Source organism: Streptomyces sp. STAM6 (assembly GCF_054963715.1).
This window is the reverse complement of the sequence record NZ_JBUEFZ010000003.1, coordinates 69,985-92,934: the sequence shown is the minus strand read 5'-3', so window position 1 is coordinate 92,934 and position 22,950 is coordinate 69,985. Positions and strand designations below refer to the sequence as shown.

Annotated in this window: 25 protein-coding genes; 11 read left to right on the top strand and 14 right to left on the bottom strand. The window is 71.4% G+C overall.

Features of this window, described 5'->3' with window-relative positions:
• Positions 1-34: 34 nt before the first annotated feature.
• Entirely contained in the window at positions 35-985 is a 951-nt protein-coding gene (locus tag ACY34K_RS05235; RefSeq protein ID WP_462744196.1) for a LysR family transcriptional regulator, read from the bottom strand.
• A 197-nt stretch (positions 986-1,182) separates the two neighbouring features.
• On the opposite strand from ACY34K_RS05235, the gene snpA reads away from it, so the two are divergent.
• Both snpA and ACY34K_RS05225 read left to right on the top strand, forming a co-directional pair.
• Positions 1,183-1,836, top strand: coding sequence for a snapalysin (snpA, locus tag ACY34K_RS05230; RefSeq protein ID WP_462744194.1), 654 nt, complete (start codon positions 1,183-1,185; stop codon positions 1,834-1,836).
• A 111-nt stretch (positions 1,837-1,947) separates the two neighbouring features.
• A complete protein-coding gene (locus ACY34K_RS05225; RefSeq protein WP_462744192.1) occupies positions 1,948-2,424 on the top strand; it encodes a group II truncated hemoglobin in 477 nt (158 codons plus the stop codon).
• A 46-nt stretch (positions 2,425-2,470) separates the two neighbouring features.
• Here the strand turns inward: ACY34K_RS05225 and ACY34K_RS05220 are convergent, their stop codons facing one another.
• From ACY34K_RS05220 to ACY34K_RS05210, 3 genes are all read right to left on the bottom strand, one after another.
• Positions 2,471-2,917 carry a DUF6304 family protein gene (locus ACY34K_RS05220; RefSeq protein ID WP_462744190.1) on the bottom strand — a complete coding sequence of 149 codons (447 nt, stop codon included), beginning with the start codon at positions 2,915-2,917 and terminating at the stop codon, positions 2,471-2,473.
• A 62-nt stretch (positions 2,918-2,979) separates the two neighbouring features.
• The gene (locus ACY34K_RS05215; RefSeq protein WP_462744188.1) at positions 2,980-3,210 is read right to left on the bottom strand and encodes a hypothetical protein; all 231 of its coding nucleotides are present in this window, start codon (positions 3,208-3,210) and stop codon (positions 2,980-2,982) included.
• Between the two features lie 43 nt (positions 3,211-3,253).
• A complete protein-coding gene (locus ACY34K_RS05210; RefSeq protein WP_462744186.1) occupies positions 3,254-3,841 on the bottom strand; it encodes a dihydrofolate reductase family protein in 588 nt (195 codons plus the stop codon).
• 129 nt (positions 3,842-3,970) lie between these two features.
• Between ACY34K_RS05210 and ACY34K_RS05205 the strand changes: the two genes are divergently transcribed.
• On the top strand, positions 3,971-4,546 hold the full coding sequence (locus ACY34K_RS05205; protein ID WP_462744184.1) for a TetR/AcrR family transcriptional regulator: 576 nt from the start codon (positions 3,971-3,973) through the stop codon (positions 4,544-4,546).
• A 31-nt stretch (positions 4,547-4,577) separates the two neighbouring features.
• Here the strand turns inward: ACY34K_RS05205 and ACY34K_RS05200 are convergent, their stop codons facing one another.
• Together ACY34K_RS05200 and ACY34K_RS05195 are read right to left on the bottom strand one after the other, a co-directional pair.
• Positions 4,578-5,627 carry a family 2 encapsulin nanocompartment cargo protein polyprenyl transferase gene (locus ACY34K_RS05200; protein WP_462744182.1) on the bottom strand — a complete coding sequence of 350 codons (1,050 nt, stop codon included), beginning with the start codon at positions 5,625-5,627 and terminating at the stop codon, positions 4,578-4,580.
• Positions 5,624-7,048: a family 2B encapsulin nanocompartment shell protein gene (locus tag ACY34K_RS05195; protein WP_462744180.1), complete on the bottom strand. Its 1,425-nt coding sequence runs from the start codon at positions 7,046-7,048 to the stop codon at positions 5,624-5,626. The genes ACY34K_RS05200 and ACY34K_RS05195 overlap by 4 nt, the downstream gene beginning before the upstream one ends.
• A gap of 190 nt (positions 7,049-7,238) precedes the next feature.
• Here ACY34K_RS05195 and ACY34K_RS05190 point away from each other — a divergent pair, with 190 nt between their 5' ends.
• Positions 7,239-8,186: a 1-aminocyclopropane-1-carboxylate deaminase/D-cysteine desulfhydrase gene (locus ACY34K_RS05190; RefSeq protein ID WP_462744178.1), complete on the top strand. Its 948-nt coding sequence runs from the start codon at positions 7,239-7,241 to the stop codon at positions 8,184-8,186.
• Here ACY34K_RS05190 and ACY34K_RS05185 read toward each other — a convergent pair.
• Positions 8,159-9,760, bottom strand: a complete 1,602-nt coding sequence (locus ACY34K_RS05185) for a Na+/H+ antiporter (RefSeq protein ID WP_462744176.1) — start codon at positions 9,758-9,760, stop codon at positions 8,159-8,161. The two genes, ACY34K_RS05190 and ACY34K_RS05185, sit on opposite strands and share 28 nt — an antisense overlap.
• A 36-nt stretch (positions 9,761-9,796) precedes the next feature.
• Between ACY34K_RS05185 and ACY34K_RS05180 the strand changes: the two genes are divergently transcribed.
• From ACY34K_RS05180 to ACY34K_RS05170, 3 genes are all read left to right on the top strand, one after another.
• Positions 9,797-10,057: a UBP-type zinc finger domain-containing protein gene (locus ACY34K_RS05180; RefSeq protein ID WP_462744174.1), complete on the top strand. Its 261-nt coding sequence runs from the start codon at positions 9,797-9,799 to the stop codon at positions 10,055-10,057.
• 240 nt (positions 10,058-10,297) lie between these two features.
• Entirely contained in the window at positions 10,298-10,711 is a 414-nt protein-coding gene (locus ACY34K_RS05175) for an ATP-binding protein (protein ID WP_073754203.1), read from the top strand.
• Positions 10,708-11,670, top strand: coding sequence for an RNA polymerase sigma factor SigF (locus ACY34K_RS05170; RefSeq protein WP_462744172.1), 963 nt, complete (start codon positions 10,708-10,710; stop codon positions 11,668-11,670). The genes ACY34K_RS05175 and ACY34K_RS05170 overlap by 4 nt, the downstream gene beginning before the upstream one ends.
• Positions 11,671-11,696: 26 nt before the next feature.
• Here the strand turns inward: ACY34K_RS05170 and ACY34K_RS05165 are convergent, their stop codons facing one another.
• Positions 11,697-12,128, bottom strand: a complete 432-nt coding sequence (locus ACY34K_RS05165) for a hypothetical protein (protein WP_462744170.1) — start codon at positions 12,126-12,128, stop codon at positions 11,697-11,699.
• A gap of 93 nt (positions 12,129-12,221) precedes the next feature.
• On the opposite strand from ACY34K_RS05165, the gene ACY34K_RS05160 reads away from it, so the two are divergent.
• Together ACY34K_RS05160 and ACY34K_RS05155 are read left to right on the top strand one after the other, a co-directional pair.
• Positions 12,222-13,190, top strand: a complete 969-nt coding sequence (locus tag ACY34K_RS05160) for a diacylglycerol/lipid kinase family protein (protein WP_462744168.1) — start codon at positions 12,222-12,224, stop codon at positions 13,188-13,190.
• A gap of 319 nt (positions 13,191-13,509) precedes the next feature.
• Positions 13,510-13,767: a WhiB family transcriptional regulator gene (locus tag ACY34K_RS05155; RefSeq protein ID WP_003953983.1), complete on the top strand. Its 258-nt coding sequence runs from the start codon at positions 13,510-13,512 to the stop codon at positions 13,765-13,767.
• Positions 13,768-13,951: 184 nt separating this feature from the next.
• Here the strand turns inward: ACY34K_RS05155 and ACY34K_RS05150 are convergent, their stop codons facing one another.
• Together ACY34K_RS05150 and ACY34K_RS05145 are read right to left on the bottom strand one after the other, a co-directional pair.
• The gene (locus ACY34K_RS05150; RefSeq protein ID WP_462744157.1) at positions 13,952-15,421 is read right to left on the bottom strand and encodes a sensor histidine kinase; all 1,470 of its coding nucleotides are present in this window, start codon (positions 15,419-15,421) and stop codon (positions 13,952-13,954) included.
• A gap of 423 nt (positions 15,422-15,844) precedes the next feature.
• Positions 15,845-16,450, bottom strand: a complete 606-nt coding sequence (locus tag ACY34K_RS05145) for a TetR/AcrR family transcriptional regulator (RefSeq protein WP_462744155.1) — start codon at positions 16,448-16,450, stop codon at positions 15,845-15,847.
• Between the two features lie 82 nt (positions 16,451-16,532).
• Between ACY34K_RS05145 and ACY34K_RS05140 the strand changes: the two genes are divergently transcribed.
• Complete coding sequence (locus tag ACY34K_RS05140) at positions 16,533-17,285, top strand: SDR family oxidoreductase (RefSeq protein ID WP_462744153.1); 753 nt, start codon at positions 16,533-16,535, stop codon at positions 17,283-17,285.
• A gap of 95 nt (positions 17,286-17,380) precedes the next feature.
• On the opposite strand, the gene ACY34K_RS05135 is transcribed toward ACY34K_RS05140, so the two are convergent.
• Positions 17,381-18,436 carry an SIS domain-containing protein gene (locus ACY34K_RS05135; RefSeq protein WP_462744151.1) on the bottom strand — a complete coding sequence of 352 codons (1,056 nt, stop codon included), beginning with the start codon at positions 18,434-18,436 and terminating at the stop codon, positions 17,381-17,383.
• Positions 18,437-18,557: 121 nt separating this feature from the next.
• On the opposite strand from ACY34K_RS05135, the gene nagB reads away from it, so the two are divergent.
• Positions 18,558-19,343 carry a glucosamine-6-phosphate deaminase gene (nagB, locus tag ACY34K_RS05130; RefSeq protein WP_462744149.1) on the top strand — a complete coding sequence of 262 codons (786 nt, stop codon included), beginning with the start codon at positions 18,558-18,560 and terminating at the stop codon, positions 19,341-19,343.
• Positions 19,344-19,439: 96 nt separating this feature from the next.
• On the opposite strand, the gene ACY34K_RS05125 is transcribed toward nagB, so the two are convergent.
• Genes ACY34K_RS05125 through ACY34K_RS05115 form a run of 3 tightly spaced genes read right to left on the bottom strand, consistent with a single transcriptional unit; the run spans position 19,440 to position 22,845 of the window.
• Positions 19,440-20,957, bottom strand: coding sequence for a glycoside hydrolase family 3 protein (locus ACY34K_RS05125; RefSeq protein ID WP_462744147.1), 1,518 nt, complete (start codon positions 20,955-20,957; stop codon positions 19,440-19,442).
• Between the two features lie 8 nt (positions 20,958-20,965).
• Positions 20,966-21,832 (bottom strand): carbohydrate ABC transporter permease, encoded by an 867-nt coding sequence (locus ACY34K_RS05120; protein WP_462744145.1) that lies wholly within the window; start codon positions 21,830-21,832, stop codon positions 20,966-20,968.
• The gene (locus ACY34K_RS05115) at positions 21,829-22,845 is read right to left on the bottom strand and encodes a carbohydrate ABC transporter permease (RefSeq protein ID WP_462744143.1); all 1,017 of its coding nucleotides are present in this window, start codon (positions 22,843-22,845) and stop codon (positions 21,829-21,831) included. Before ACY34K_RS05115 ends, ACY34K_RS05120 begins: the two co-directional genes overlap by 4 nt.
• Positions 22,846-22,950: the final 105 nt, after the last annotated feature.

The window sequence follows — 22,950 nt, the reverse complement described above, 5'->3', positions numbered from 1 at the left end:
CCCAGCCGGCCTCACCGCGGAGGTGGGGCATTCGTCAGGCGGCCTGTACCAGGGGGCTGCCGTGGCACAGCAGCCACTGGCGGTAGGGGGCGGCGCGCAGGGCCGCCTCCCGGTACGCCGCGGCCAGTTCGGCGTAGACGGGTTCGGGGTCGCTCCCGGGCCGGGAGTAGAGCAGCAGGCGCACCGCCAGCGGGTCGCCCCGCAAGGGGCGGATGGCCATGTCCTCGCGGGGGCCGGAGGTCGGCTGGCAGGGCGCCACGACCTCGCCGACCACGATGAGGGAACCGGCCGTGTGGTAGTCGCCGTGGAGGACCGGGGGGTCGATCCCGGCCGCCGCGAGGACGCGCCGCAGGCCGTCCCACTCGCCGTCCACCGTGGGGTCGACCATCCAGCGGTCGGCGGCGAGGTCGGCCAGGTCGACGACCGGCGAGGCCGCCGCCGGATGGTCGCGGGACATGGAGATGAACTGCGGCTCACGCTCGACCAGCACCCGCCGCTCCAGTCCGTCCGGCACGCGCAGCGGGCAGCCCTCGACCTCGTGCACGTACGCCACGTCGAGCTGGCCCGTGGCCACGGCCCGCAGCAGGGCGTTGGCGGAGACGTCCATGTGCAGGGAGATGTCGGTACCGGGCAGCCGTTGGCGCAGCCTGCGCAGCCAGCCGGCCAGCACCCGGCTGGCGGTGGAGCCGATCCGCAGCCGGGCGACGCCGTCGGCCCGCGCGGCGGCCGCCCGGGTCTCGGCGACGAGCAGCGCCATCTGGGCGACGAGGGGGCGGGCGCGGCTCAGAACGGCGTGCCCCAACGGCGTGGGGCGGCAGCCGGTCCGCTCGCGGGCGAAGAGCTCGGCGCCCAAGGCATGTTCGATGCGGCGCAGTTGGGTCGTCAGCGAAGGTTGGCTGACTCCGAGCTGCCGGGCCGCCTTGTGCAGGCTTCCGGTGTCGGCGATGGCGCAGAGCGCCCGAAGGTGTCTCACCTCCAGCTCCATGCACCGAGAGTAGGGCCGCACCTTGGGTCACACCAGACACGTCAAGGCCGTTGAAGACCGGACCGCTGGCGGAGATACGCCGGTCCTATCGCTCGTTGACATCATCCGTTCACCCGTCGGCTCCTCGAAACTCTGTCCAACCGAACAGGTCCGACCGGACGGCCCACCCCACCGTCCAGGACGAGTAGGAGCCCCCCATGAGACACCCCAAGACCGTGCTGGCCGCCGCGTTGAGCCTCGCCGCCGCTCTCGCGGTCGCACCGGTCACGACCGCGACCGCCGCACCGGTGCCCGCGGCGTCGTCCGTTCCGTCGAGCTTCGCCGCGTACGCCGGGTCCCCGGAGGAAGCGAAGGCCAACAAGGCGTTCTACCAGGCCGTGATGCGGTCGGTGGCCGAGAAGCGTGCCGCGAGTCCGGGCGCCCAGGCCGTCACGGTCGTCTACTCGGCGTCGAGCGCCCCGAGCTTCCGCACGCAGATAGCCCGCTCCACCCAGATCTGGAACAGCTCCGTCAGCAACGTGAAGCTCCAGGAGGGCAGCAACCCCGACTTCCGCTACTACGAGGGCAACGACTCCCGCGGCTCGTACGCCAGCACCGACGGGCACGGCCGGGGATACATCTTCCTCGACTACCGGCAGAACCAGATCTACAACTCCACCCGCGTCACCGCCCATGAGACCGGCCATGTGCTGGGACTGCCGGACCACTACTCGGGTCCCTGCAGCGAGCTGATGTCGGGCGGCGGTCCCGGCCCGTCCTGCCAGAACGCCCAGCCGAACACCCAGGAGCGCTCCCGCGTGGACTACCTGTGGCGGGGCGGCCTGACGGCCGCGGCCGCCAGGGTCTCGTAGCCGCCCGGGACGAGAGGACGGGGCGCCCCGCGGGTCGGCGGGGCGCCCTCCTCCGTATCCGCCGTGGGCTGAAACCCGCCCGGCAGGCACCGGTCGTGCGACCGTGGGTCCATGGATGAGGCCGAAGAGATCGCGGATGAGCGCCGCGGGACGTTGTACGAGGCGGTGGGCGGCGAGGACGCCCTGCGCCGGCTGGCCGGCACCTTCTACCGGGCCGTGCCGGCCGATCCGCTGCTGGCGCCGGTCTTCGCGGACTTCACGCCGGAGCACACCGAGCATGTGGCGGTCTGGCTGGCCGAGGTCTTCTCGGGACCGGCCCGCTTCACCGGGGAGTTGGGCGGCCACCAAGCCCTCCTGCGGGCCCACCTCGGGATCTCGATCACCGAGGAACAGCGTCTGCGCTGGATGGAGTTGATGACCGCGGCGGTGGAACAGGAGCTGCCGGACGACGCGCTGCTGCGCCGTCGGGTCCTCGAGTACTTCGACTGGGGTACGAAGATCGCCCGGGAGGTCTCGGCGTCTCCGCCCGGCACGGACCTCGGCGACCCGGGCCCGACCCCCCGCTGGGGGTGGGACGGCCTGGTGTGAGACGCCGGCCGAGGGGTCCCGGGAGCCGGCCGGCTCCCGGGGTGTGTCAGGCGGCTTCCAGCAGCCTCCGCCCGAACCGGGCGCCGGGCGGCAGCTGGCGCAGGATGCGGTCGAGTGCCTGGTCGAAATCGCCGCCCGCCAGGCCCGACTCGTACGCCGCCCCACCGCAGTGCAGGGTCAGCTGAAGATCCACCCGCTCGGGTGAGCCGTCGGACAGGGCTTCACCCAAAGCCAACAGGCAGCTGAGGGTGGCCTGTTGGGGTGTGCCGTCGAGGACGACCGGCAACGGCAGGTCCCACTCCAGGACGCAGCCGGCCAAGGGCAGGCCGCCGTTCTCCTCCGCCCCCGTCAGCGTGGCGAGGCCCGCGCCCGCGTACTCCACGCCCCTGATACGGGTGGCGATGCGCCGCCCGTCCGCCGTGATGACGATCGCTTCCGCGCCACGGCGATCCCGGTACCAGCCGGTCCATACTTCCGTCGACTCCGATGACATGGCGCGGACTGTAGCGGTATGACTGCCTCCGACGTGCGGCCGGTCACCCCCGGAGCCTGACTTCAGCCGGTCTTGGTGCTCTTGCCCGGCTCGTTCCGCGCCTCACCGTCCGGCTCCTCGACGTACAGGACGCAGTCGGGGTTGTGGCAGGGGCGGGGGCGCCAGACCGGAACCCACGCACCCAGCGTCTTGTGTCGCTCGATCACCGTGCCGACAGGCCGACCGCAGGCGGGGCACACGGGTTCGCGCTCGGCCTGCGGGCTGCGGACGGTTCGACGTCCTTCGCTGCCCATGCCCCCAGGATATTGCGATTCCGGAGGACCGGACAGGCGGGCGTCACCGCTTTCTGCTGTACCACCGGACGACGACGCCGTTGTCGAAGCCGCGCATCTCGTCCAGGGTGAAGTCGCTGATGGCACAGTCGACACCGCCGAACATGGGCATGCCGGAGCCGTAGATCTGCGGATACGACTTGATCACCAGCTCGTCGACCTCGCCCATCAGCTGGCCGGCGATCTTCGAGCCGCCGCAGAGCCAGATGCCGAGGGGGCTGTCCTCCGCCTTGAGCTCGCGGACTCGGGCGACGACGTCGCCGGAGACGATCTCGACGTTCGGGTGCGGCGACTCGCTCAGGGTGCGGGACACCACGATCTCCCGCAGGTGGCCGTACGGGCTGGGCACACCGGCGTCGAGGCCGAGCTGGTAGCTGCCGCGGCCCTGGATGACGGTGTCGAAGTGCTTGTTCTCCGCGTCGGTGAGACCGAAGGCCTCGCGGGCCTGGGCCGGCAGCGTGTCGGGGAATTCGGTCTTGAGGAATTCCAGGTACTCCTCGCTGAGGAGCTGGATCATCGAGGTGGCGTCACCCTTGGGGTCGCCGATGAAGCCGTCGAGGGAGCAGGCGACGAAGTAGCTGAGCTTGCGCAAATCAGTCCTTGTCCTGGGGGAAAGTGGAGTGCCTCGCCCCGGTTCCCCCGGGACTCAACCACGACGGCTATAGTGCTCCATCTGTAGTGGTTGCGCAAGAGGCTTTGTGCGGCGAGCCGGGAGGCAGGCATGGCAAGGAATCCGGAGCGCAGGACGGCGCTGCTCGACGCCGCCATCGACGTGCTGGCGAGGGAAGGCGCCCGCGGTCTGACCTTCCGGGCCGTGGACGCGCAGGCCGGCGTGCCGTCCGGGACGTCGTCGAACTACTTCGCGAACCGCGACGACCTCCTCACCCAGGCCGGCTCCCGCATCCACGCCCGGATGGTCCCCGCCCCGGACAAGGTGGACGCGGCGATGCGTCCCGAGCCCAGCCGGGAACTGGTCGCCGAGCTGATGAAGTGGCTCGTCCAGCGGATGGCGGAGGAGCGTACCGGCTACCTGGCGATGCTGGAGCTGCGGCTGGAGGCCACCCGGCGGCCCGCGCTGCAGGCCGAGCTCACCCGGGCCGTGCGGGCGGACCTCGGCGAGAACACCCGCTTCCATCTGGCGTCGGACCTGCCCGGGGACGCCGACACCGTGCTGGTGCTGTACCTCGCCATGACCGGCCTGCTGCTGGAGCACTTCACGCTTCCCGGTGTGCTCGCCGCGGAGGAGCTGGACCGGGTCGTCGAGACGGTGGTGGACAGGATCGTGCCCGCGCGGTAGGCCACCGCCTCGGGGCGGGCACCTCCGTCGGTCAGCGGGTACGCCGGGTGACGAACTCGGCGAGTGCCAGCAGATCGCCGGCCGCGGCCGGGTCCGGCACCGCCTGTGACAGCTGGTGCACCGCCCTGGCCATCCGGTCGGCGGCCTGGACCTGGGCCCAGTCGCGGCCGCCCGCGCGGTCCACCGCCTCCGCCGCGCGCCGCACGTCCCTCTCGTCCAAGGCCGGCTGCCGATACAGCTCCGCCAGGTCCTCACCGGCCGCCGTGCCGGAGCCGAACGCGGCGACCACCGGCAGCGACTCCCTGTGGGCGGCGAGACCGGCGCCCACGGGCCTCCCCGTCTGCTGCGGGTCGCCCCAGATCCCGATCAGGTCGTCGATCAGCCGGAACGCCAGGCCCGCCTCACGGCCGAACGCGTCCATCGCCGTGACCTCCGCCTCGCCCGCGCCCGCGTACAGCGCGCCCACCGCACAGGCACAGCCCAGCAGCGCCCCGGTCCTGGCGGTCGCCGTGGCAAGGCACTCCTCCAGCGACACCTCGTGCGGGCCCCGGCCCGCGAGGGCGCGGTCCGCCTGCCGGCCGGCGCAGAGTTCGATCACACAGGCGGCCAGCCGCGCGGAGGCGGCCGCGGCGGCGGGGTGGGGGTCCTCGGCGAAGAGGCGCAGGGCCAGGGCGAGCATGGCGTCACCGGCGATCAGGGCGTCCGGCGTGCCGAAGACGGTCCGCGCCGTCGGCCTGGTCCGGCGGGTGGCGTCCCCGTCGACGATGTCGTCGTGGAGCAGGGTGAAGTTGTGCGTCAGCTCCACCGCGGCGGCGGCGCGGACGGCGGCGCTCGGGTCACCACCCGTCGCCCGGGCCGCCGCGAGGACGAGCGCGGGGCGGATCGCCTTGCCGGCCTGCCCGGCCGCCGGGGTGCCGTCGGCGTGCTCCCAGCCGAAGTGGTACATCGCCACCCGCCGTACCGGACCGGGCAGCGTCTCGACGGTGGAGCGCAGTTCGGGCTGGACGACGGTCCGGGTGCGCTCCAGGAGCGCCGCGGCCCCCTGACTGTCGGCCGCGGCGTCCCTGTCGGTCGTGGTCACCGCCAGCGGCTGACTTCGACGTTCTCCAGGACTCCCAGGGCGTCCGGGACGAGGACCGCCGCGGAGTAGTAGGCCGTGACCAGGTAGGAGATGATCGCCTGTTCGTCGATGCCCATGAAACGCACCGAGAGGCTGGGCTCGATCTCGTCCGGGAGGCCGGTCTGGTGCAGGCCGATGACGCCCTGGTCGGCCTCGCCCGTGCGCATACAGATGATCGAGGTGGTGCGTGCCTCGGTGACCGGGATCTTGCTGCAGGGGAAGATCGGCACACCACGCCAGGCGGGGATCTGGTGGCCGCCCACGTCCACGCTGCCCGGGACGAGACCGCGCTTGTTGCACTCGCGCCCGAAGGCGGCGATGGCGCGCGGGTGGGCGAGGAAGAGCTTGTTGCCCCGGCGCCGGGAGAGCAGCTCGTCCATGTCGTCCGGGCTGGGCACCCCGTCGTGCGGCTGGAGCCGCTGGCCGTAGTCGCAGTTGGCGAGGAGACCGAACTCCTTGTTGTTGATGAGCTCGTGCTCCTGGCGCTCGCGCAGCGCCTCGACCGTGAGCCGCAACTGCTGCTCGGTCTGGTTCATGGGCTTGTTGTAGAGGTCGGCCACCCGGCTGTGGACCTTCAGCACGGTCTGGGCGACGCTCAGTTCGTACTCGCGGGGCGAGGCCTCGTAGTCCACGTAGGTGTGCGGGACGACCGCCTCGCCGACGTGGCCGGCGGAGAGGTCGATGGCCTTCTCGCCGTACTTGTTGGTGCGCTGGTGCGGCAGGGACGCCAGACCGGCGAGGTGCCCGGCCAGCGAGTCCGCGCGCTCCGCCAGGTTGGTCACATCGGCGCGGGTCAGCTCCAGCACGGTGCACGCGGTGGCCGCGCGGGCCGTGTAGTCCCAGGTCGCGTCGGCCTCGGCCAGGGAGCGGTCGCCGAGGTACGCGCCGTCGGCGAGCACACCGAGCACCGCCTCGTCGCCGTACGGCCCGGTGCCGAGCTGCTCGACCCGGCCGTGGGCGAGCAGGAAGACCCGGTCGGTCGGCTCGCCCGCCGTGGCGAGGACCTCGCCCGGGGCGAATTCCCGCTGCGTGCAGCGGTTCGCCAGCTCCGTGAGCGCCGCGTCGTCCTCGTACGTCCGCAGCGCGGGCAGCTCGCGCAGCTCGTTGGGGATGACCTGGACGCGCTGACCGGTCTGGACGAACGTCACCCGACCGTCCCCGACCGAGTAGCTGAGCCGCCGGTTCACCCGGTACGTACCGCCCTGCACCTCGACCCACGGCAGCATCCGCAGCAGCCACCTGGAAGTGATCTCCTGCATCTGCGGTACGGACTTGGTGGTGGTCGCAAGGTTGCGGGCGGCTGCCGTACCGAGACTCTGCTGCGGCGGCGCCTGCACGGCCTGCGTCTCGTCGCCGACCGACCCAACCGAACCAACCGACATGAAATTACCTTTCGATCATCGACTGACTGCGGGAGAAGCCTTTCAGCACGCTGTGTGCCCGCGCCATTACACAAATGAGTGCGACTGGATCATCACACCGTGGGGTATGGAAGGGGCTTCCACGGGGCGCCAGGTTGTCCGGATCGGCTCGCATGACGCGCGATGCGCAGGGAGCGGAGAGAATGTCCCCGTGAACGCGCTCGACCTGTCCTCGCTCGGACCGCTCCTGCCCTCCCCCCTCCGGCCGGTGGACGACGAGCGCTTCGCCCGCCACGGCGTCCGGCTCCTGCTCAAGCGTGACGACCTGATCCACCCCGACCTCGTCGGCAACAAGTGGCGCAAGCTCGCGCCGAACCTGGCCGCCGCGGCCGGGCGTCCGGTGCTCACCTTCGGCGGCGCGTTCTCCAACCACCTGCGCGCCACCGCCGCCGCGGGCCGCCTGCTGGGCTTCCCCACGACCGGCGTCGTCCGGGGCGACGAGCTGGCCGGCAGGCCGCTGAACCCGTCGCTCGCGCGGTGCGCGGCGGACGGGATGCGTCTGGTGTTCGTGGACCGGGCGACGTACCGGACGAAGGACGACCCGCGTGTGCTGTCGGACCTGCTGCGCGAGGCGCCCGCGGGGAGTGTCGTCGTCCCCGAGGGCGGCAGCAACGAGCAGGCGGTGCGCGGCTGCGCCGGGCTGGGCCGCGAACTGCGCGGGCGGGCGGACGTCGCCGCGGTGGCGTGCGGCACCGGCGGAACCCTCGCCGGCCTGGCCGCGGGGCTCGGCCCGGGCACGCGGGCACTGGGCATACCCGTCCTGCGGGGCGGCTTCCTGGACGGTGACATACGGGCCCTGCAGGAGCGGGCTTTCGGCGGCCCGGCGGGCGACTGGAGCCTGGACGAGCGGTTCCACTTCGGCGGCTACGCCCGTACGGCACCGGTCCTCGACGCCTTCGCCGACGACTTCGAGGCGCGGCACGGGCTCGCCGTCGAACGCATATATGTCGCCAAAATGCTGTACGGGCTCGTCGCCCTCGCCGAGGAGGGCGCGTTCCCTCCCGGCACCGTCGTCGCGGCCGTGATCACCGGCCGTCCCGAACCGGACCCGGCGCCCGGTCAGCCGCCCGGTCAGCCGCCCGCCGTGCCCTCCCGGTAGGCCGCCGCCTCCTCCAGGTCCAGCCGGCGCAGCAGGGTCCGCATCATCTCGTCGTCGATGCGCCGTTCGTCGCGCAGCCGCACGAAGACCTCGCGCTCCGCGCCGATCATCTCCCGCGCGAGCCGCCGGTAGGTGTCGTCCGCGGACTCCCCGGTGAGCGCGTTGACCGCCCCCAGCCGTTCCCAGACGGCGTTGCGCCGCCGCTCCAGGACCGTGCGCAGCCGGTCGGCCAAGGGCTGCGGCAGAGCGTTGCGCTCGTCGCCCAGGAGTTCCTCCAGCCGCCGTTCGGCGGCGCGTGAGGCCTCGCTCTGGGCCTGGGCCTCGGCCAGGGTCTCGGCCCGCGCGTCCCGCCCCGGCAGCTTCAGCGCCCGGATCAGCGGCGGCAGGGTGAGCCCCTGCACCACCAGCGTGCCGATCACGGTGGTGAAGGTCAGGAAGAGGACGAGGTTGCGCGCCGGGAACGGCTCGCCGTCCGTGGCCACGGGGATGGAGAAGGCGATGGCCAGGGACACCACGCCGCGCATCCCCGCCCAGGCGACGATCACCGGTCCGCTCCACGAGGCGTCGGGTTCGCGTGCCCTGATGCGCGGGGACAGCGCCCGTGGCAGATAGGTGGCGGGGAGGACCCAGACGAAGCGGACCAGCACGACCGCGGCGAAGACGCCGGCCGCGTACAGGGCGGTCTGCCCCATGCCGTACTGGCCGAGCCCGCGGACCACGTGCGGGAGCTGGAGGCCGATCAGGGCGAAGACCGACGACTCCAGGATGAAGGCGACCATCTTCCACACGGCCTCCTCCTGGAGACGGGTGGCGAAGTCGACCTGCCAGGCGCGGTGTCCCAGATAGAGGGCGACCACGACGACCGCCAGCACTCCGGAGGCGTGGACCCGCTCGGCGGCGGCGTAGGCGACGAAGGGAATGAGCAGGGAGAGGGTGTTCTGGAGCAGCGGCTCCCCCAGGTGACGGCGGAGCCAGTGGATGGGCACCATCAGGACCAGCCCGACGCCGATGCCGCCGAGCGCCGCGAGGGCGAATTCGCCGATGCCCCCCGCCCAGCTCACACCCTCGCCGACGGCCGCGGCCAGCGCGACCTTGAACGCGGTGATCGCGGTCGCGTCGTTCACCAGGGACTCACCCTGAAGGATCGTGGTGATCCGGTTCGGCAGCCCGAGCCGCCGGGCGATCGCGGTGGCGGCCACGGCGTCCGGCGGGGCGATCACGGCTCCGAGGACGAGCGCGGCGGTCAGCGGCAGGTCCGGTACGAGGAGATGGGCGAGGTAGCCCACGGCGACGGTGGCGAACAGGACGTAGCCGACCGAGAGCAGCGCGACGGGCCTGACGTTGGCCCGCAGGTCGAGATAGGACGAGTCCAGGGCGGCCGTGTGCAGCAGGGGCGGCAGCAGCAGCGGCAGCACGATGTGCGGGTCGAGGGTGTAGTCGGGGACGCCGGGCACGTAGGAGGCCGCGAGACCGGCGGCGACCAGCAGCAGCGGGGCCGGGACCGGTGTGCGGCGGGCCGCTCCGGCGATCGCGGCGCTCACCGCGACAAGCGCCACCAGTGGCAGTACGTCCATCGTCTCCCCATTCGGCCCACCGATATCCTGGCCATCATGAGCGAGTGCCAGCACGTCGCGGAACTGCCGCGCCCCGAGCCCGCCCCGCTGACCGAGACCTGTACCGAGTGTCTGGCGGCCGGGACGCACCCGGTGCAGCTGCGGCTCTGCCTGGCCTGCGGGCACATCGGCTGCTGCGACTCCTCGGCGGGGCAGCATGCCACGGCCCACCACAAGGAGACCGGCCACCCCGTGATGCGGACCTTCGAGCGTGGCGAGAACTGGCGATGGTGCTTCGTCGACGGTTCGATCGTGTGAGGTCTGGGTACGTCAACCCTCCGCCGGTTTCTCGCGATTGGGCACCACACACCTCTAGCCACTGTGTGTACTCATGTGCTTACCATGAGTGACAGTCGTCGGACCGGGGGTCCCGGCGACACGGCACCATGGATCGCGATAGCGTCACGGCGGACTACGCATACCTGCGTACCGCACGGTTCCGGGGAGGATCGGCCCTCCCCGAGCCCCGAAAGAGCTTGTGCCACCTTGGAGGTGAGGGTGTCCCAGATCGCTGGCGAGCCCGGGACCCAGGACTTCGTGGAAGTCCGGCTGCCCGCTGCGGGTGCCTACCTGTCCGTGCTGCGTACGGCCACGGCCGGCCTGGCGGCGCGTTTGGACTTCACCCTCGACGAGATCGAGGACTTGCGCATCGCGGTCGACGAGGCCTGCGCGATCCTGTTGCAGCAGGCCGTGCCCGGCTCGGTCCTCAGCTGTGTGTTCCGCCTGATCGACGACTCGCTCGACGTGACGGTGTCGGCGCCGACGACCGACGGCCGGGCGCCCGAGCGTGACACCTTCGCCTGGACGGTGCTGTCGGCGCTGGCCGGCAAGGTGGACTCGTCCGTCGCCGACGACCGGACGGTCTCGATCAGCCTGTACAAACAGCGCGGCGCGGGACCCGGGCCGGCGTGAGGAACGGGGACGGTCCGGTGCGAGACGAGGAGCGCGGCCCACGGGAGCGGCTGCTGAGCGCGGCGGCGGGCATCCCGGAACAGCAGGCACGGCCGCACCCGGTGGACGGTCTTATTGACGCCTCGGAGCAGGCGGAAGCAGAGGCGGCGGCCCGGATGAGCGAAGACGAGCAGCAGCAGAAGCGGCAGGGACGGCACCACGACCCTCATGACCGCAGCGGTGCGCGGGCGATGTTCATCGAGCTGCGCAAGCTGCCGGACGGCTCACCCGAGCGCGCCGAACTGCGCAACCAGCTGGTGCGGATGCATCTGCCGCTCGTGGAACACCTGGCCCGCCGCTTCCGCAACCGTGGCGAGCCGCTGGACGACCTGACGCAGGTCGCCACGATCGGTCTGATCAAGTCGGTGGACCGGTTCGACCCGGACCGCGGTGTCGAGTTCTCGACGTACGCCACGCCCACGGTGGTCGGCGAGATCAAGCGGCACTTCCGCGACAAGGGCTGGGCGGTGCGCGTGCCGCGGCGGCTGCAGGAGCTGCGGCTGTCGCTGACCACGGCCACGGCGGAGCTGTCCCAGCAGCACGGCCGCTCCCCGACCGTCCACGAGCTGGCCGAACGGCTGGGCATCTCGGAGGAGGAGGTCCTGGAGGGCCTGGAGTCCGCCAACGCGTACTCGACGCTCTCGCTGGACGTCCCGGACACCGACGACGAGTCCCCGGCGGTCGCGGACACACTGGGCGCGGAGGACGAGGCGCTGGAGGGCGTCGAGTACCGCGAGTCCCTCAAGCCGCTGCTGGAGGACCTCCCGCCGCGCGAGAAGCGGATCCTGCTGCTGCGGTTCTTCGGCAACATGACCCAGTCGCAGATCGCCCAGGAGGTGGGCATCTCGCAGATGCACGTTTCCCGGCTGCTGGCCCGTACGCTCGCGCAGCTTCGCGAGAAGCTGCTGGTGGAGGAGTAGGCGAAGAGGCGGAGGCGCCTGGCGGGTCAGGCGCGGCCGCGGATGCCGAGGGCTTCCGTGGTCGCCGGGTGGACCAGCAGCACCAGGCCGGTGACCGCGGCGATCGCCAGGGCGATGCCGGCCGGGATGGCGACGCTGCTCGCCTGGAGCAGGGTCCAGGCGACCGGCAGGGCCATCAGCTGGGTGATGATCGCCGGGCCGCGGCTCCAGCTGCGGCACCGCAGCAGGCCGCGGGCGGCGAACAGCGGGATGAGCCCCAGCGCGATGAGGGTCGCCCCGCCGGTCAGGGCCTGGGTCAGATCGTCGGGCCGGCCCGTGAGGCTCGTCACGAGCAGGTAGAGGCCGCCCGCGAAGAGGGCCAGGGCCTCCGCTCCGGCCACGGCCGCGGCGCCGGTCACCCGGGCCGGGCGCCGGGCGGAATCGGGGGTTTCCGGGGTGTTCTGCTGCGTACTGCTCACCCGAGCAGGGTAGCCGCCGGACTCCCGTCGGGACCGGTCCGGGGGGCGAGACCCCCCTGGGCCAGGTACCGCGCGGTAGGTAACCTGGCGCTCATGCGCGCACTTCTCGTGGTCAATCCGGCAGCCACCACCACCAGTGCGCGCACGCGTGACGTTCTGATCCACGCGCTGGCCAGCGAGATGAAGCTGGACGCGGTGACCACGGAGTACCGGGGGCACGCGCGGGATCTGGCCCGGCGGGCCGCCGAGTCCCGGGACATCGAGATGGTCGTCGCGCTCGGTGGCGACGGCACGGTCAACGAAGTCGTCAACGGTCTGCTGCATCACGGCCCCGATCCGCAGCGGCTGCCGCGCCTCGCGGTCGTGCCCGGCGGCTCGACGAATGTCTTCGCCCGTGCGCTGGGGCTGCCGAACGACGCGGTGGAGGCGACCGGCGCGATCCTCGACGCGCTGCGGCAGCACCGGGAGCGGACCGTCGGCCTGGGGGTCGCGGCGGGCACTCCGGGCACGGAGGACGAGGCGGTCCCGGCCCGCTGGTTCACCTTCTGCGCCGGGTTCGGGTTCGACGCGGGGGTGATCGGCCGGGTCGAGCAGCAGCGGGAGCGCGGCAAGCGGTCGACGCACGCGCTCTATCTTCGCCAGGCGGTGCGCAGCTTCCTCGACGAGCCGAACCGCCGGCGCGGGACGATCACGCTGGAGCGCCCGGGCAGTGACCCGGTCCAGGATCTTGTGCTGTCGATAGTCTGCAACACCGCCCCCTGGACCTACCTGGGCAATCGTCCGGTGTACGCGTCACCGGAGGCGTCGTTCGACACGGCGCTCGACGTGCTCGCGCTGAGCCGGCTGTCGACGGCGGCCGTGGCGCGGTACGCGACGCAGTTGCTCAGGTCCACTCCGGAGCGCGGGCCGCGAGGTAAGCACGCGCTCTCCTTGCACGATCTGACGGACTTCACCTTGCATTCGAAGGTTCCGCTCCCGTTCCAGATGGACGGAGACCACCTGGGGCTCCGCACAAGCGTGACGTTCACAGGCGTTCGCCGTGCACTGCGTGTGATTGTGTGAGTGGAAGGGCCGTTAGTCCTTTATCTCGAACGTATGGGCTGGGGTCCACCCCATAGAAGTACGGCTGTGACCTAGCCGACACCGAGGAATCAAAAAAAACTTTCCGGAAGGGGTTGTATCCGCCGCCGAGGTTTGCGAATCTCTACATGGCGATCGGGACGGCCCGCAACACCGGCCTCCAGCGAAAGCCAGAACCCCTCCTCAAAGTCCAGGACCACACCAGTTCATCTGGGGGTCGGCCCTTCACTTGTTGAGGGATTCGTGAAAGCGTTCACATTCACAAGCAACTTGCATGCAACACCAAGGAGAGGTAGCAGCCATGGACTGGCGTCACAACGCCGTTTGTCGTGAGGAAGACCCCGAGCTGTTCTTCCCCATCGGCAACACCGGTCCTGCGCTGCTGCAGATCGAGGAAGCCAAGGCTGTCTGCCGACGCTGCCCCGTCATGGAGCAGTGCCTGCAGTGGGCGCTCGAGTCCGGCCAGGACTCCGGCGTCTGGGGTGGCCTCAGCGAGGACGAGCGTCGCGCCATGAAGCGCCGCGCCGCTCGCAACCGGGCGCGCAACGCCAGCGCCTGAGCGACGCCACCGCTACGAGCCTGAGCCAGGCGGCGCGTACAGCGTGTACGCACTGACCCGCCTCCCGAGCCGCAGCGCGCAGCAGTAACCAAAGCGTTCGAGCCCCGGACCGTCTCTCACGGTCCGGGGCTCGCTGCTGTGCGGGCGCCGCCGCGGCGGGCGCGGGCGGGGCCGCGGTTGCCCGTTACTTCTGCGACTGCACGGGGACGTCGAGGACGACCCGGGTGCCGCGCCCGGGCGCGGGCTGCATGTCGAAGGTGCCGCCCAACTCCCCTTCCACCAGAGTCCGCACGATTTGCAGTCCGAGATTGCCGGCGCGCTGCGGATCGAAGCCCTCGGGCAGACCACTGCCGTCGTCCTGGACGGTGATCAGCAGCCGGGCGTCGGCCGCGCGGGTGTCGGCGCGGACGGCCGAGACCTCGACGGTGCCGTGCTCGCCGGGGGCGAAGGCGTGCTCCAGGGCGTTCTGCAGGATCTCGGTGAGGACCATGGAGAGCGGAGTGGCGACCTCGGCGTCCAGGATGCCGAAGCGGCCGTTGCGCCGGCAGGTGACCTTGCCGGGCGAGATCTCGGCGACCATCGAGATCACCCGGTCGGCGATCTCGTCGAACTCGACCCGCTCGTCGAGGTTCTGCGAGAGGGTCTCGTGCACGATCGCAATCGATCCGACGCGGCGCACCGCCTCGTTGAGCGCCTCCCTGCCGCGGTCGGAGTCCATCCTGCGGGCCTGGAGCCGCAGCAGGGCGGCGACCGTCTGGAGGTTGTTCTTCACCCGGTGGTGGATCTCCCGGATGGTGGCGTCCTTGGTGATCAACTCGCGTTCGCGGCGGCGGAGTTCGGTGACGTCCCGGAGCAGTACCAGGGAGCCGATGCGCGTGCCCTTGGGCTTGAGCGGGATGGCGCGCAGCTGGATGACGCCGCCGTTGCCCTCCACCTCCGCCTCGCGCGGGGCGTAGCCGCTGGCCAGTTTGACCAGGGCCTCGTCGACGGGACCGCGGGAGGGGGCGAGCTCGGCGGTGATCTGGCCGAGGTGCTGGCCGACGAGGTCGGCGGCGAGGCCGAGGCGGTGGTAGGCGGAGAGGGCGTTGGGCGAGGCGTACTGCACCACGCCGTCCGCGTCGAGCCTGATCAGACCGTCACCGGCGCGCGGCGACGCGTCCATGTCGACCTGCTGCTCCGGGAAGGGGAAGGTGCCCGCGGCGATCATCTGGGCGAGGTCCGAGGCGGACTGGAGATAGGTGAGCTCCAGCCGCGAGGGTGTACGGACAGTGAGCAGGTTGGTGTTGCGCGCGATGACACCGAGGACACGGCCCTCCCGGCGCACGGGGATGGACTCGACCCGTACGGGCACCTCCTCGCGCCACTCCGGGTCGCCCTCCCGGACGATCCGCCCCTCGTCGAGCGCGGCGTCCAGCAGCGGACGGCGGCCGCGGGGAACGAGATGGCCCACCATGTCGTCCTGGTAGGAGGTGGGTCCGGTATTGGGGCGCATCTGTGCGACGGAGACGTATCGGGTGCCGTCCAGGGTGGGCACCCACAGGACGAGGTCGGCGAAGGAGAGGTCGGAGAGCAGCTGCCACTCCGACACCAGCAGGTGGAGCCACTCGAGGTCGGACTCACTCAGAGCGGTGTGCTGGCGTACGAGATCGTTCATGGAGGGCACATGTGCGAGCGTACCTGTGTGGTTGAACCTGGTGCTTCCACCGTCCGTGGTGGAGGATAGGCCCGTACACACGGACTGCTCGTGGATGGACAGACCTGAATGGTCTAGTCCACAATGAGTTGGTAAAGCCTCCATCCTCCCCGCACAGGAGGGTGGATCGAGGGGACCGGCGCTCTCTGCCCTGACTGCGACGGCACCTCTCACACGGCCGCGGCACCGCACACCGTCGGCCGGGCAACTCCGGGCTGCGGTGCCGGACGGGTTGAGGGTCCCGTCCTGGCGCCGCGGCCCGCGGGTGTTTCCGGGGCCGTCAGGGCGCGTTCCGCAGGCCCCGTCCGGCCGGGAACGCCTGGCACGCACCAGACGCCCCCGGCCCCGCCCTCCGGGCGGACGACGCCACTTTCGCAATACGCCCTACGCGCCGCCCCCCGCCGGCCACGCCCGCATCGCCGTCTCGGCCAGCGCCTCCAGCTCCTCCCGCGTGGCTCCGTCGCGCGACTGCTGCGACATGCCCTGCAGGACGGCTCCACTGAAGCGGGCGAGCACATGGGGGTCCGCGCCGGGCGCGAGCAGGCCCGCGTCCCGGTCCGCGCGGATACGCTCCTCGAAGCTCGCGATGTTCGCCTCGCGGCGGTCCCGCAGGGCACGCTCGACCTCCGGCGTGGCGCAGTTGATCGCCGCCGTGATCATCAGGCAGCCGCGGGGGTGAGCCGGGTCGGTGTACGCGGCGGCCGCCTCGCGCAGCAGCCGGGCGATGCCCGCCCGGGCGGTGGGCTCCTCGGCGAGGGCGCGGGCGCCGAACGCGCCGTAGGTCCGCGCGTAGGCCGCCACGACCTCGTAGAACAGGGCCTTCTTGTCCCCGAAGGCGGCGTACAGGCTCGGCGCGCCGATCCCCATGACGCGGGTCAGATCGGCGACCGACGTCGTCTCGTAGCCGTGCTCCCAGAAGGCCAGGGTCGCCTGCTCCAGCGCCGCGTCGCGGTCGAAGGAGCGGGGCCTGCCGCGCTGTCTCGTCGCCATGGCCGCATTTTATAGCGGGCACTAAAAAATCTTTGGTACGGTCTTTTCTGTAACGATCACTATGAAAAAAGGGGGGCGCCCCATGGGCACGCTCACGGGCAGGACGGCGCTGGTCACCGGCGGCAGCCGGGGCATCGGGCGAGGCATCGCGGAGCGGCTCGGCCGCGACGGCGCGCGGGTCGGGGTGCACTACGGCGGCAACGAGACGGCCGCCAAGGAGACGGTCGCCGCGATCGAGGCGGCCGGCGGCTCGGCCTTCGCGCTCGGCGGCGAGCTGGGCGTCGCGGGGGACGCGGACGGGCTGTGGGCCGCGTTCGACCGTTACGCGGACGGACTGGACATCCTCGTCAACAACGCGGGGATCGGGACGTCCCGGCCGTTCGCGGAGATCTCCGAGGCGGAGTACGACCGGGTCTTCGGGGTGAACGCCAGGGCTCCGTTCTTCGTGTCCCGGCTCGGACTGGAGCGGATGCGGGACGGCGGCCGGATCATCAACGTCTCGACGGGCCTGAGCCGGGCGGCGCTGATGCCGGACACGATCGCGTACGCGATGAGCAAGGGCGCGCTGGACGTGTTCACGAAGTACCTGGCGAAGGTGGTGGGCCCGCGCGGCATCACCGTCAACGCGGTGGCGCCGGGCATCGTCGACACGGACGTCAACGCGGGGTGGCTGCGCGGGAACGACGAGGCCTGGGCGGGGGCCGCGGCCATGTCGGCCACCGGGCGGGTGGGCACCCCGTCGGACATCGCGGACGTGGTGGCGTTCCTGGCCTCGGACGAGGCGCGCGCGATCACCGGTCACTGGATCGACGCGACGAACGGCTCCCTGCCGTAGGGCGTGTTGCGAAAGTGGCGTCGTCCCCCCGCCCGGACGGGACCTTCGAAGCACGCCCCGGCCGCCGGGGCCGGCGGCGAACCTCGGGCCCGGGATCAGCGGGTCTCGGTGACCTTGGCGAGGGCTCTCGGCGCGTCGGGGTCCTGGCCGCGGGCGATGGTCACCTCGTACGCGAGCAGCTGCAGCGGCAGGATCTCCAGAATGGGCTGGAGCTCCTCGTCCAGGCCGTGCGTCGGCAGCACGAAGCCCGCAGAGGCCGCCTCGACCTGGGGGCGGGGGCCGACGACGAAGAGGTCGGCACCGCGGCCGCGCAGGCGGTCCAGGACCGGCTGGAGCGCGGCGCCGCCCCGGCCGTCGGTCACCACCGCGATGACCGGTGAGATGTTGTCGACCATGGCGAGCGGGCCGTGCAGCAGATCGGCGCCGGAGTAGGACAGCGCCGGGATGTAGCTGGTCTCCATGAGCTTCAGCGCGGCTTCCTTGGCCGTCGGGTAGCCGTAGCCGCGCGAGGTGATGACCATGCGCTCGGCGAACCGGTACCGGGCCGCGAGCTGCCGGACCTCGGCCTTGCGGTCCAGGATGCGGGCGGCGAGTTCGGGCAGCGCCTTCGCCGCCCCCAGCGCCTCGTGGGCACCGCCCCTCAGCCCCTCCACGAAGAGGTAGAGGGCGAGGAGCGAGGCGGTGTACGTCTTGGTCGCGGGGAGGGCCTTCTCGGGCCCGGCCAGGATGTCGATGTGGTACTCGGAGACGGCGGCCAGCGGCGAGTCGGCGTTGTTGGTCACCGCGAGAGTGACCGCGCCCGCCTCCCGGGCGGCCCGGGTCGAGGCGACGAGGTCGGGTGAGCCGCCGGACTGGCTGACCGTGATCACGAGGACATCGGTCAGATCGGGCCGGGCGCCGTACGCCGTCGTGGTCGACATGGAGGTGAGGCCGCACGGCAGGCCGAGGCGGATCTCCAGCAGGTACTTGGCGTACAGCGCGGCGTTGTCCGAGGTGCCGCGGGCGGTCAGCAGCACGAAACGCGGCGCGCGGGCCGCGATCGCCTCGGCCACGGCCTGGATCCGCGGGGCGCCCTGCTCCAGGATCCGGCGCAGCACCGCGGGCTGCTCCGCCATCTCCCCCGCCATGATCCGACCCGGCTGCTCGCTCATGTCAGACAGTCGACCACGGTTTCTCGCGGGGCCGCCAGCGGGACGAGCCCTTCTGCTAGATTGGTCTATACCACATAGCCCACATGGACTACTCGGACCACTCAAGATCGGCAGGCCCAGCGTGGAAGTTGTCATCGTCCAGGACGCCAAGGCAGGCGGCGAACTCATCGCGGAGGGCATCGCCCGTCTGCTGCGCCGCAAGCCCGACGCTCTGCTCGGCGTGGCCACCGGCTCGACTCCGCTGCCCGTCTACGACGCCCTGACCGCCAAGGTCCGGGCGGGCTCCGTGGATGTCTCGCGGGCCCGGATAGCCCAGCTGGACGAGTACGTCGGACTGCCGGCCGGGCACCCCGAGTCGTACCGCTCGACCGTCCTGCGCCAGGTCGTCGAGCCGCTCGGGCTGAGCCCCGACGCCTTCATGGGCCCGGACGGCTCCGCCGAGGACGTCCAGGCGGCCTGCGAGGCCTACGACCGGGCGCTGGCCGAGGCGGGCGGCGTGGACCTGCAGATCCTCGGCATCGGCACCGACGGGCACATCGGCTTCAACGAGCCCTGCTCCTCGCTCGCCTCCCGGACCCGCATCAAGACCCTGACCGAGCAGACCCGCGTAGACAACGCCCGCTTCTTCGAGGGCGACATCGACCAGGTGCCGCACCACGTCATCACCCAGGGCATCGGCACCATCCTGGAGGCCCGCCACCTGGTCCTGCTGGCCACCGGAGAGGGCAAGGCGGAGGCGGTCGCGCAGACCGTCGAGGGCCCCGTGGCCGCCCTGGTGCCGGCCTCCGCGCTCCAGCTGCACCCGCACGCCACGGTCGTCGTCGACGAGGCCGCCGCGTCCAAGCTGAAGCTCGCCGACTACTTCCGGCACACCTACGCCAACAAGCCCGCCTGGCAGGGCCTGTAGGCAGGGCGGCGAAAGGGGCCCGGGTTCGTCACCGAACCCGGGCCCTCTTCGTGTCTCCGCACCGGCACAACCCCTGCGCACCGGTACGGACGTCCCTCAGGCGGTGCCCGTGAGGATCTCCGCCGCCGCGAGACCGCACACGCGGGCCGCCCCGCGCGTCGCGATGTGCGGGGCCCCCTTCGGCGCGGCCTGGCTCAGGCCCATCTCCACCACGGCGGTGTCCGGGCGGGCCGCCAGCAGGGCGTCCAGCGCCGCGGCCATCCAGGGATGGCGGTGGGCGTCCCGCACGACCGCGACGATCCGCCGCTCCCCCGCGTCCCGCAGGACCCGCTCCACGGCCGTGTCGGAGGCGTAGGTGCCGGTCCTGGTTCCCGGCAGCAGCCGGACCAGCTCGGCCCCGACGCCCCACGGCGTCTCGTCGCCGACCGCGATGTTGGCGACCGGCGTGAACGCGGCGACGTAGGCGGGCCCCGTCAGCGGCGTGCGTTCCCCGGTCACCGTCACGGCCCGGCGGGCCGCCACCAGTCCGATGTCGTAGCCGGGCGCGGTCCCCTCCTGCACTGCCGCGCCCGGCTCCGTCACAGCCCCCCTGACCCGGTGCGCCTGGGTCCAGGACGCCAGCGCGCGCACACGCGCGGCCGCGTCGGCCAGCCGCTCCTCGGGCAGTTCGCCGGTCCGTACCGCTTCGACCAGCGCGTCGCGCAGCCGCAGTACGGTCTCCTCGTCGGCCAGGCCGCCGCCGACGCAGATGGCGTCGGCGCCCGCCGCGATCGCGAGGACGGAGCCGCGCTCGATCCCGTACGTCGAGGCGATGGCCTGCATCTCCATGCCGTCGGTGACGATCAGGCCGTCGTAGCCCAGCTCCTGGCGCAGCAGTCCGGTGAGGATCCGCGGGCTCAGGGTGGCCGGGTGTTCGGGGTCGAGCGCGGGCAGCAGGATATGCGCGCTCATCACCGATTTGGAACCCGCGGCGATGGCCGCGCGGAAAGGCACCAGCTCACGGGCGTGCAGTGTGTCCAGATCCACATCGATGCGGGGCATCGCGTGGTGCGAGTCGACATTGGTGTCGCCGTGTCCGGGGAAGTGCTTGGTGCACGCCGCGACACCGGCCGCCTGGAGGCCTTCGACGTACGCGGCGGTGTGCCGGGCCGTGAGGCCGGTGTCGGCGCCGAACGACCGCACACCGATCACCGGGTTGTCCGGGTTGGAGTTGACGTCGGCGGACGGCGCCCAGTTGAGGTCGACCCCGCAGGCGGCGAGCCGGCGGCCGAGCTCCTGGGCGACGGCCCGGGTGAGCGCGGTGTCGTCCACCGAGCCCAGGGCGTAGTTGCCGGGGAAGGAGGAGCCGCTGCGCACCTCGAGACGGGTGACGTCGCCGCCCTCCTCGTCGATCGCGACCAGCACGTCGTCCCGCTCGGCCCGCAGCCGGGCGGTGAGCGCCGCGAGCTGTTCGGGGCTCGCGATGTTGCGGCCGAACAGGCCGACCGCGGAGAGGCCTTCGCCGATGCGGCGCAACAGCCAGTCGGGGGCCGTGGTGCCGACGAAACCCGGCTGGAGGACGGTGAGGGCGTCCCGGGTGAGGGTGTCGGAGGTGCCACGCACGAGAGTCGTCATGGGTGCCGTTATCCCTTCACTGCGCCGGCGGTCATGCCGCCGACGGCCCGGCGCTGGAGGAAGAGGAAGACGATGAGCACGGGGAGGGCGAAGAGCGAGGAGGCGGCCATGGTGGCGCCCCAGTCACTGCCGAACGCCGTCTGGAACTGCGTCAGCCACAGCGGCAGGGTCTGCGCCGTCTTGTCCTTGTTCAGGATCAGGACCATCGCGAACTCGTTCCAGGCGGTGATGAAGCCGAAGAGCGAGGTGGACATCAGGCCCGGCGCGAGGAGCGGGAAGAGGACCTTGCGGAAGGCCTGGCCGCGGGTGCAGCCGTCGATCTGCGCGGCCTCCTCCAGCTCCACCGGGACGGCGGCGATGAAGCCGCGCAGGGTCCAGATGGTGAAGGGCAGCACCATGACGAAGTAGATCGCCGTGAGCAGCGGGATGCTGTTCAGCATGTCGCCGTCGCGGGCGATCATGTACATCACGATGACCATGACCTCCCACGGGGCCATCTGGGCCATCATCACGCCGAGGACGAGGCCCTTGCGGCCGCGGAACCGCATCCGGGCGATGGCGAAGCTCGCGGCCAGGGCGACGACCAGGGCGAGCAGCACCGCGCCGACGGTGACGGTGAGACTGTTGCCGACATACGTCCAGAACAACTCGACGCCGGTGGCGGTCGGGTAGTTCTCGAACGTCGGCGCGAAGAGGAAGACCGGGTCCTTGGTGAGGATCTCGGACTGCGGCTTCAGCGACGAGCTGAACATCCAGTACACGGGGAAGACGAAGATCACCGCGAGGACGAGCGCGGTCAGGTTCTTCAGGACCGCGCCGGGCCGGACCGGCTTGCGGCGCAGTACCTGCGGCGCCTTGGCGTGGGTGGTGCTCACTGCTCCTCCTCCTGCTTCAGGATCAGGCGGAAGTAGAAGGACATGGCGGCGATCAGCATCACGATGGTGAGGACCGAGATGGCCGCGGCGAGGCCGTAGTGGGCCTGGCCCTGCCCCTCGATGTAGGCGAAGACCGGGAGGGTCTCGGAGGTGCGGTCGGGGCCGCCCAGGTTCATGGCGTAGACCTGAGCGAACGCCTTGAAGACCCAGATGATCTCCAGGAACGTGGTGATCAGGAAGAACGGCTTCAGGTTCGGGAAGACGACGGACCAGAAGGTGCGCCAGCCGTTCGCGCCGTCCATCTTGGCGGCCTCGTACAGCTCGGTCCCGATCGTGGTCAGGCCGGCGTACATGTTGAGCGCGACGAACGGGATCGATCCCCACACCACCAGGACGGTGACGATGACGAGGGTGGAGAATCCCGTTTCGAACCAGTTGTGCTGCTCGTAGCCGGCGAAGCCGAGTGTGCGCATCAGCCAGTTCGCGACGCCGAACTGCTCGTCGAACAGCCACCGGAAGACGGTGACGGACGCGACGATCGGCATCGCCCAGGCCAGCATCAGCGCCAGCGAGAGCACCAGGCGCATCTTCTTGCCGAGCCGGTTGAGCAGCAGACCGACGAGCGTGCCGACGCCCATGATCAGCACGACGTTGCCGGCCGTGAAGAGGACGCTGCGGACCACGACGGTCCAGAACTCCGGGTCACCCAGCAGCTCGGTGTAGTTCTCGAAGCCGATCCACTCCGGTTTGCGGGTGATCAGTTCCTTCCGGTTGACCTGCTGGAAGGAGAGGATCACATTGCGGATCAGCGGATAGAGCAGCAGCACCGCCATGGACAGGACGGCCGGGGCGATCAGCAGGTAGGGCAGCGCCCCGCCGGGCAGTGAGCGTCTGCCGCGAGGAGGCTGGAGGACTTGTCTGTCGCCGGAAGGGGGCGGCGGGGTCTTCCCGGCCGCCTTTCCGGGCGCGTCCTGAGGAACGGTGCTCACCGTTCCCTGGGAGTCCACGGTCATGGTCTTCTTCCTCGCGGTTCTCGGTGACCGCCCGTCGTGGTGGGCCTGGGACAAGGGGGCGGTGCCATGACCCGGTGGTGCGACCGGTCCGCTGCCGGCCGCACC

Coding starts and splice junctions, on each gene's coding strand:
- ACY34K_RS05125 (WP_462744147.1), bottom strand. CDS start 20,957: ATGACGACTCTCGTGCGTGGCACCTCCGACACCCTCACCCGGGACGCC.
- ACY34K_RS05185 (WP_462744176.1), bottom strand. CDS start 9,760: ATGGACGTACTGCCACTGGTGGCGCTTGTCGCGGTGAGCGCCGCGATC.
- ACY34K_RS05235 (WP_462744196.1), bottom strand. CDS start 985: ATGGAGCTGGAGGTGAGACACCTTCGGGCGCTCTGCGCCATCGCCGAC.
- ACY34K_RS05145 (WP_462744155.1), bottom strand. CDS start 16,450: ATGGCGACGAGACAGCGCGGCAGGCCCCGCTCCTTCGACCGCGACGCG.
- ACY34K_RS05205 (WP_462744184.1), top strand. CDS start 3,971: ATGGCAAGGAATCCGGAGCGCAGGACGGCGCTGCTCGACGCCGCCATC.
- ACY34K_RS05115 (WP_462744143.1), bottom strand. CDS start 22,845: ATGACCGTGGACTCCCAGGGAACGGTGAGCACCGTTCCTCAGGACGCG.
- ACY34K_RS05195 (WP_462744180.1), bottom strand. CDS start 7,048: ATGTCGGTTGGTTCGGTTGGGTCGGTCGGCGACGAGACGCAGGCCGTG.
- ACY34K_RS05180 (WP_462744174.1), top strand. CDS start 9,797: ATGAGCGAGTGCCAGCACGTCGCGGAACTGCCGCGCCCCGAGCCCGCC.
- ACY34K_RS05220 (WP_462744190.1), bottom strand. CDS start 2,917: ATGTCATCGGAGTCGACGGAAGTATGGACCGGCTGGTACCGGGATCGC.
- ACY34K_RS05150 (WP_462744157.1), bottom strand. CDS start 15,421: ATGAACGATCTCGTACGCCAGCACACCGCTCTGAGTGAGTCCGACCTC.
- ACY34K_RS05155 (WP_003953983.1), top strand. CDS start 13,510: ATGGACTGGCGTCACAACGCCGTTTGTCGTGAGGAAGACCCCGAGCTG.
- ACY34K_RS05215 (WP_462744188.1), bottom strand. CDS start 3,210: ATGGGCAGCGAAGGACGTCGAACCGTCCGCAGCCCGCAGGCCGAGCGC.
- ACY34K_RS05135 (WP_462744151.1), bottom strand. CDS start 18,436: ATGAGCGAGCAGCCGGGTCGGATCATGGCGGGGGAGATGGCGGAGCAG.
- ACY34K_RS05225 (WP_462744192.1), top strand. CDS start 1,948: ATGGATGAGGCCGAAGAGATCGCGGATGAGCGCCGCGGGACGTTGTAC.
- ACY34K_RS05160 (WP_462744168.1), top strand. CDS start 12,222: ATGCGCGCACTTCTCGTGGTCAATCCGGCAGCCACCACCACCAGTGCG.
- ACY34K_RS05140 (WP_462744153.1), top strand. CDS start 16,533: ATGGGCACGCTCACGGGCAGGACGGCGCTGGTCACCGGCGGCAGCCGG.
- snpA (WP_462744194.1), top strand. CDS start 1,183: ATGAGACACCCCAAGACCGTGCTGGCCGCCGCGTTGAGCCTCGCCGCC.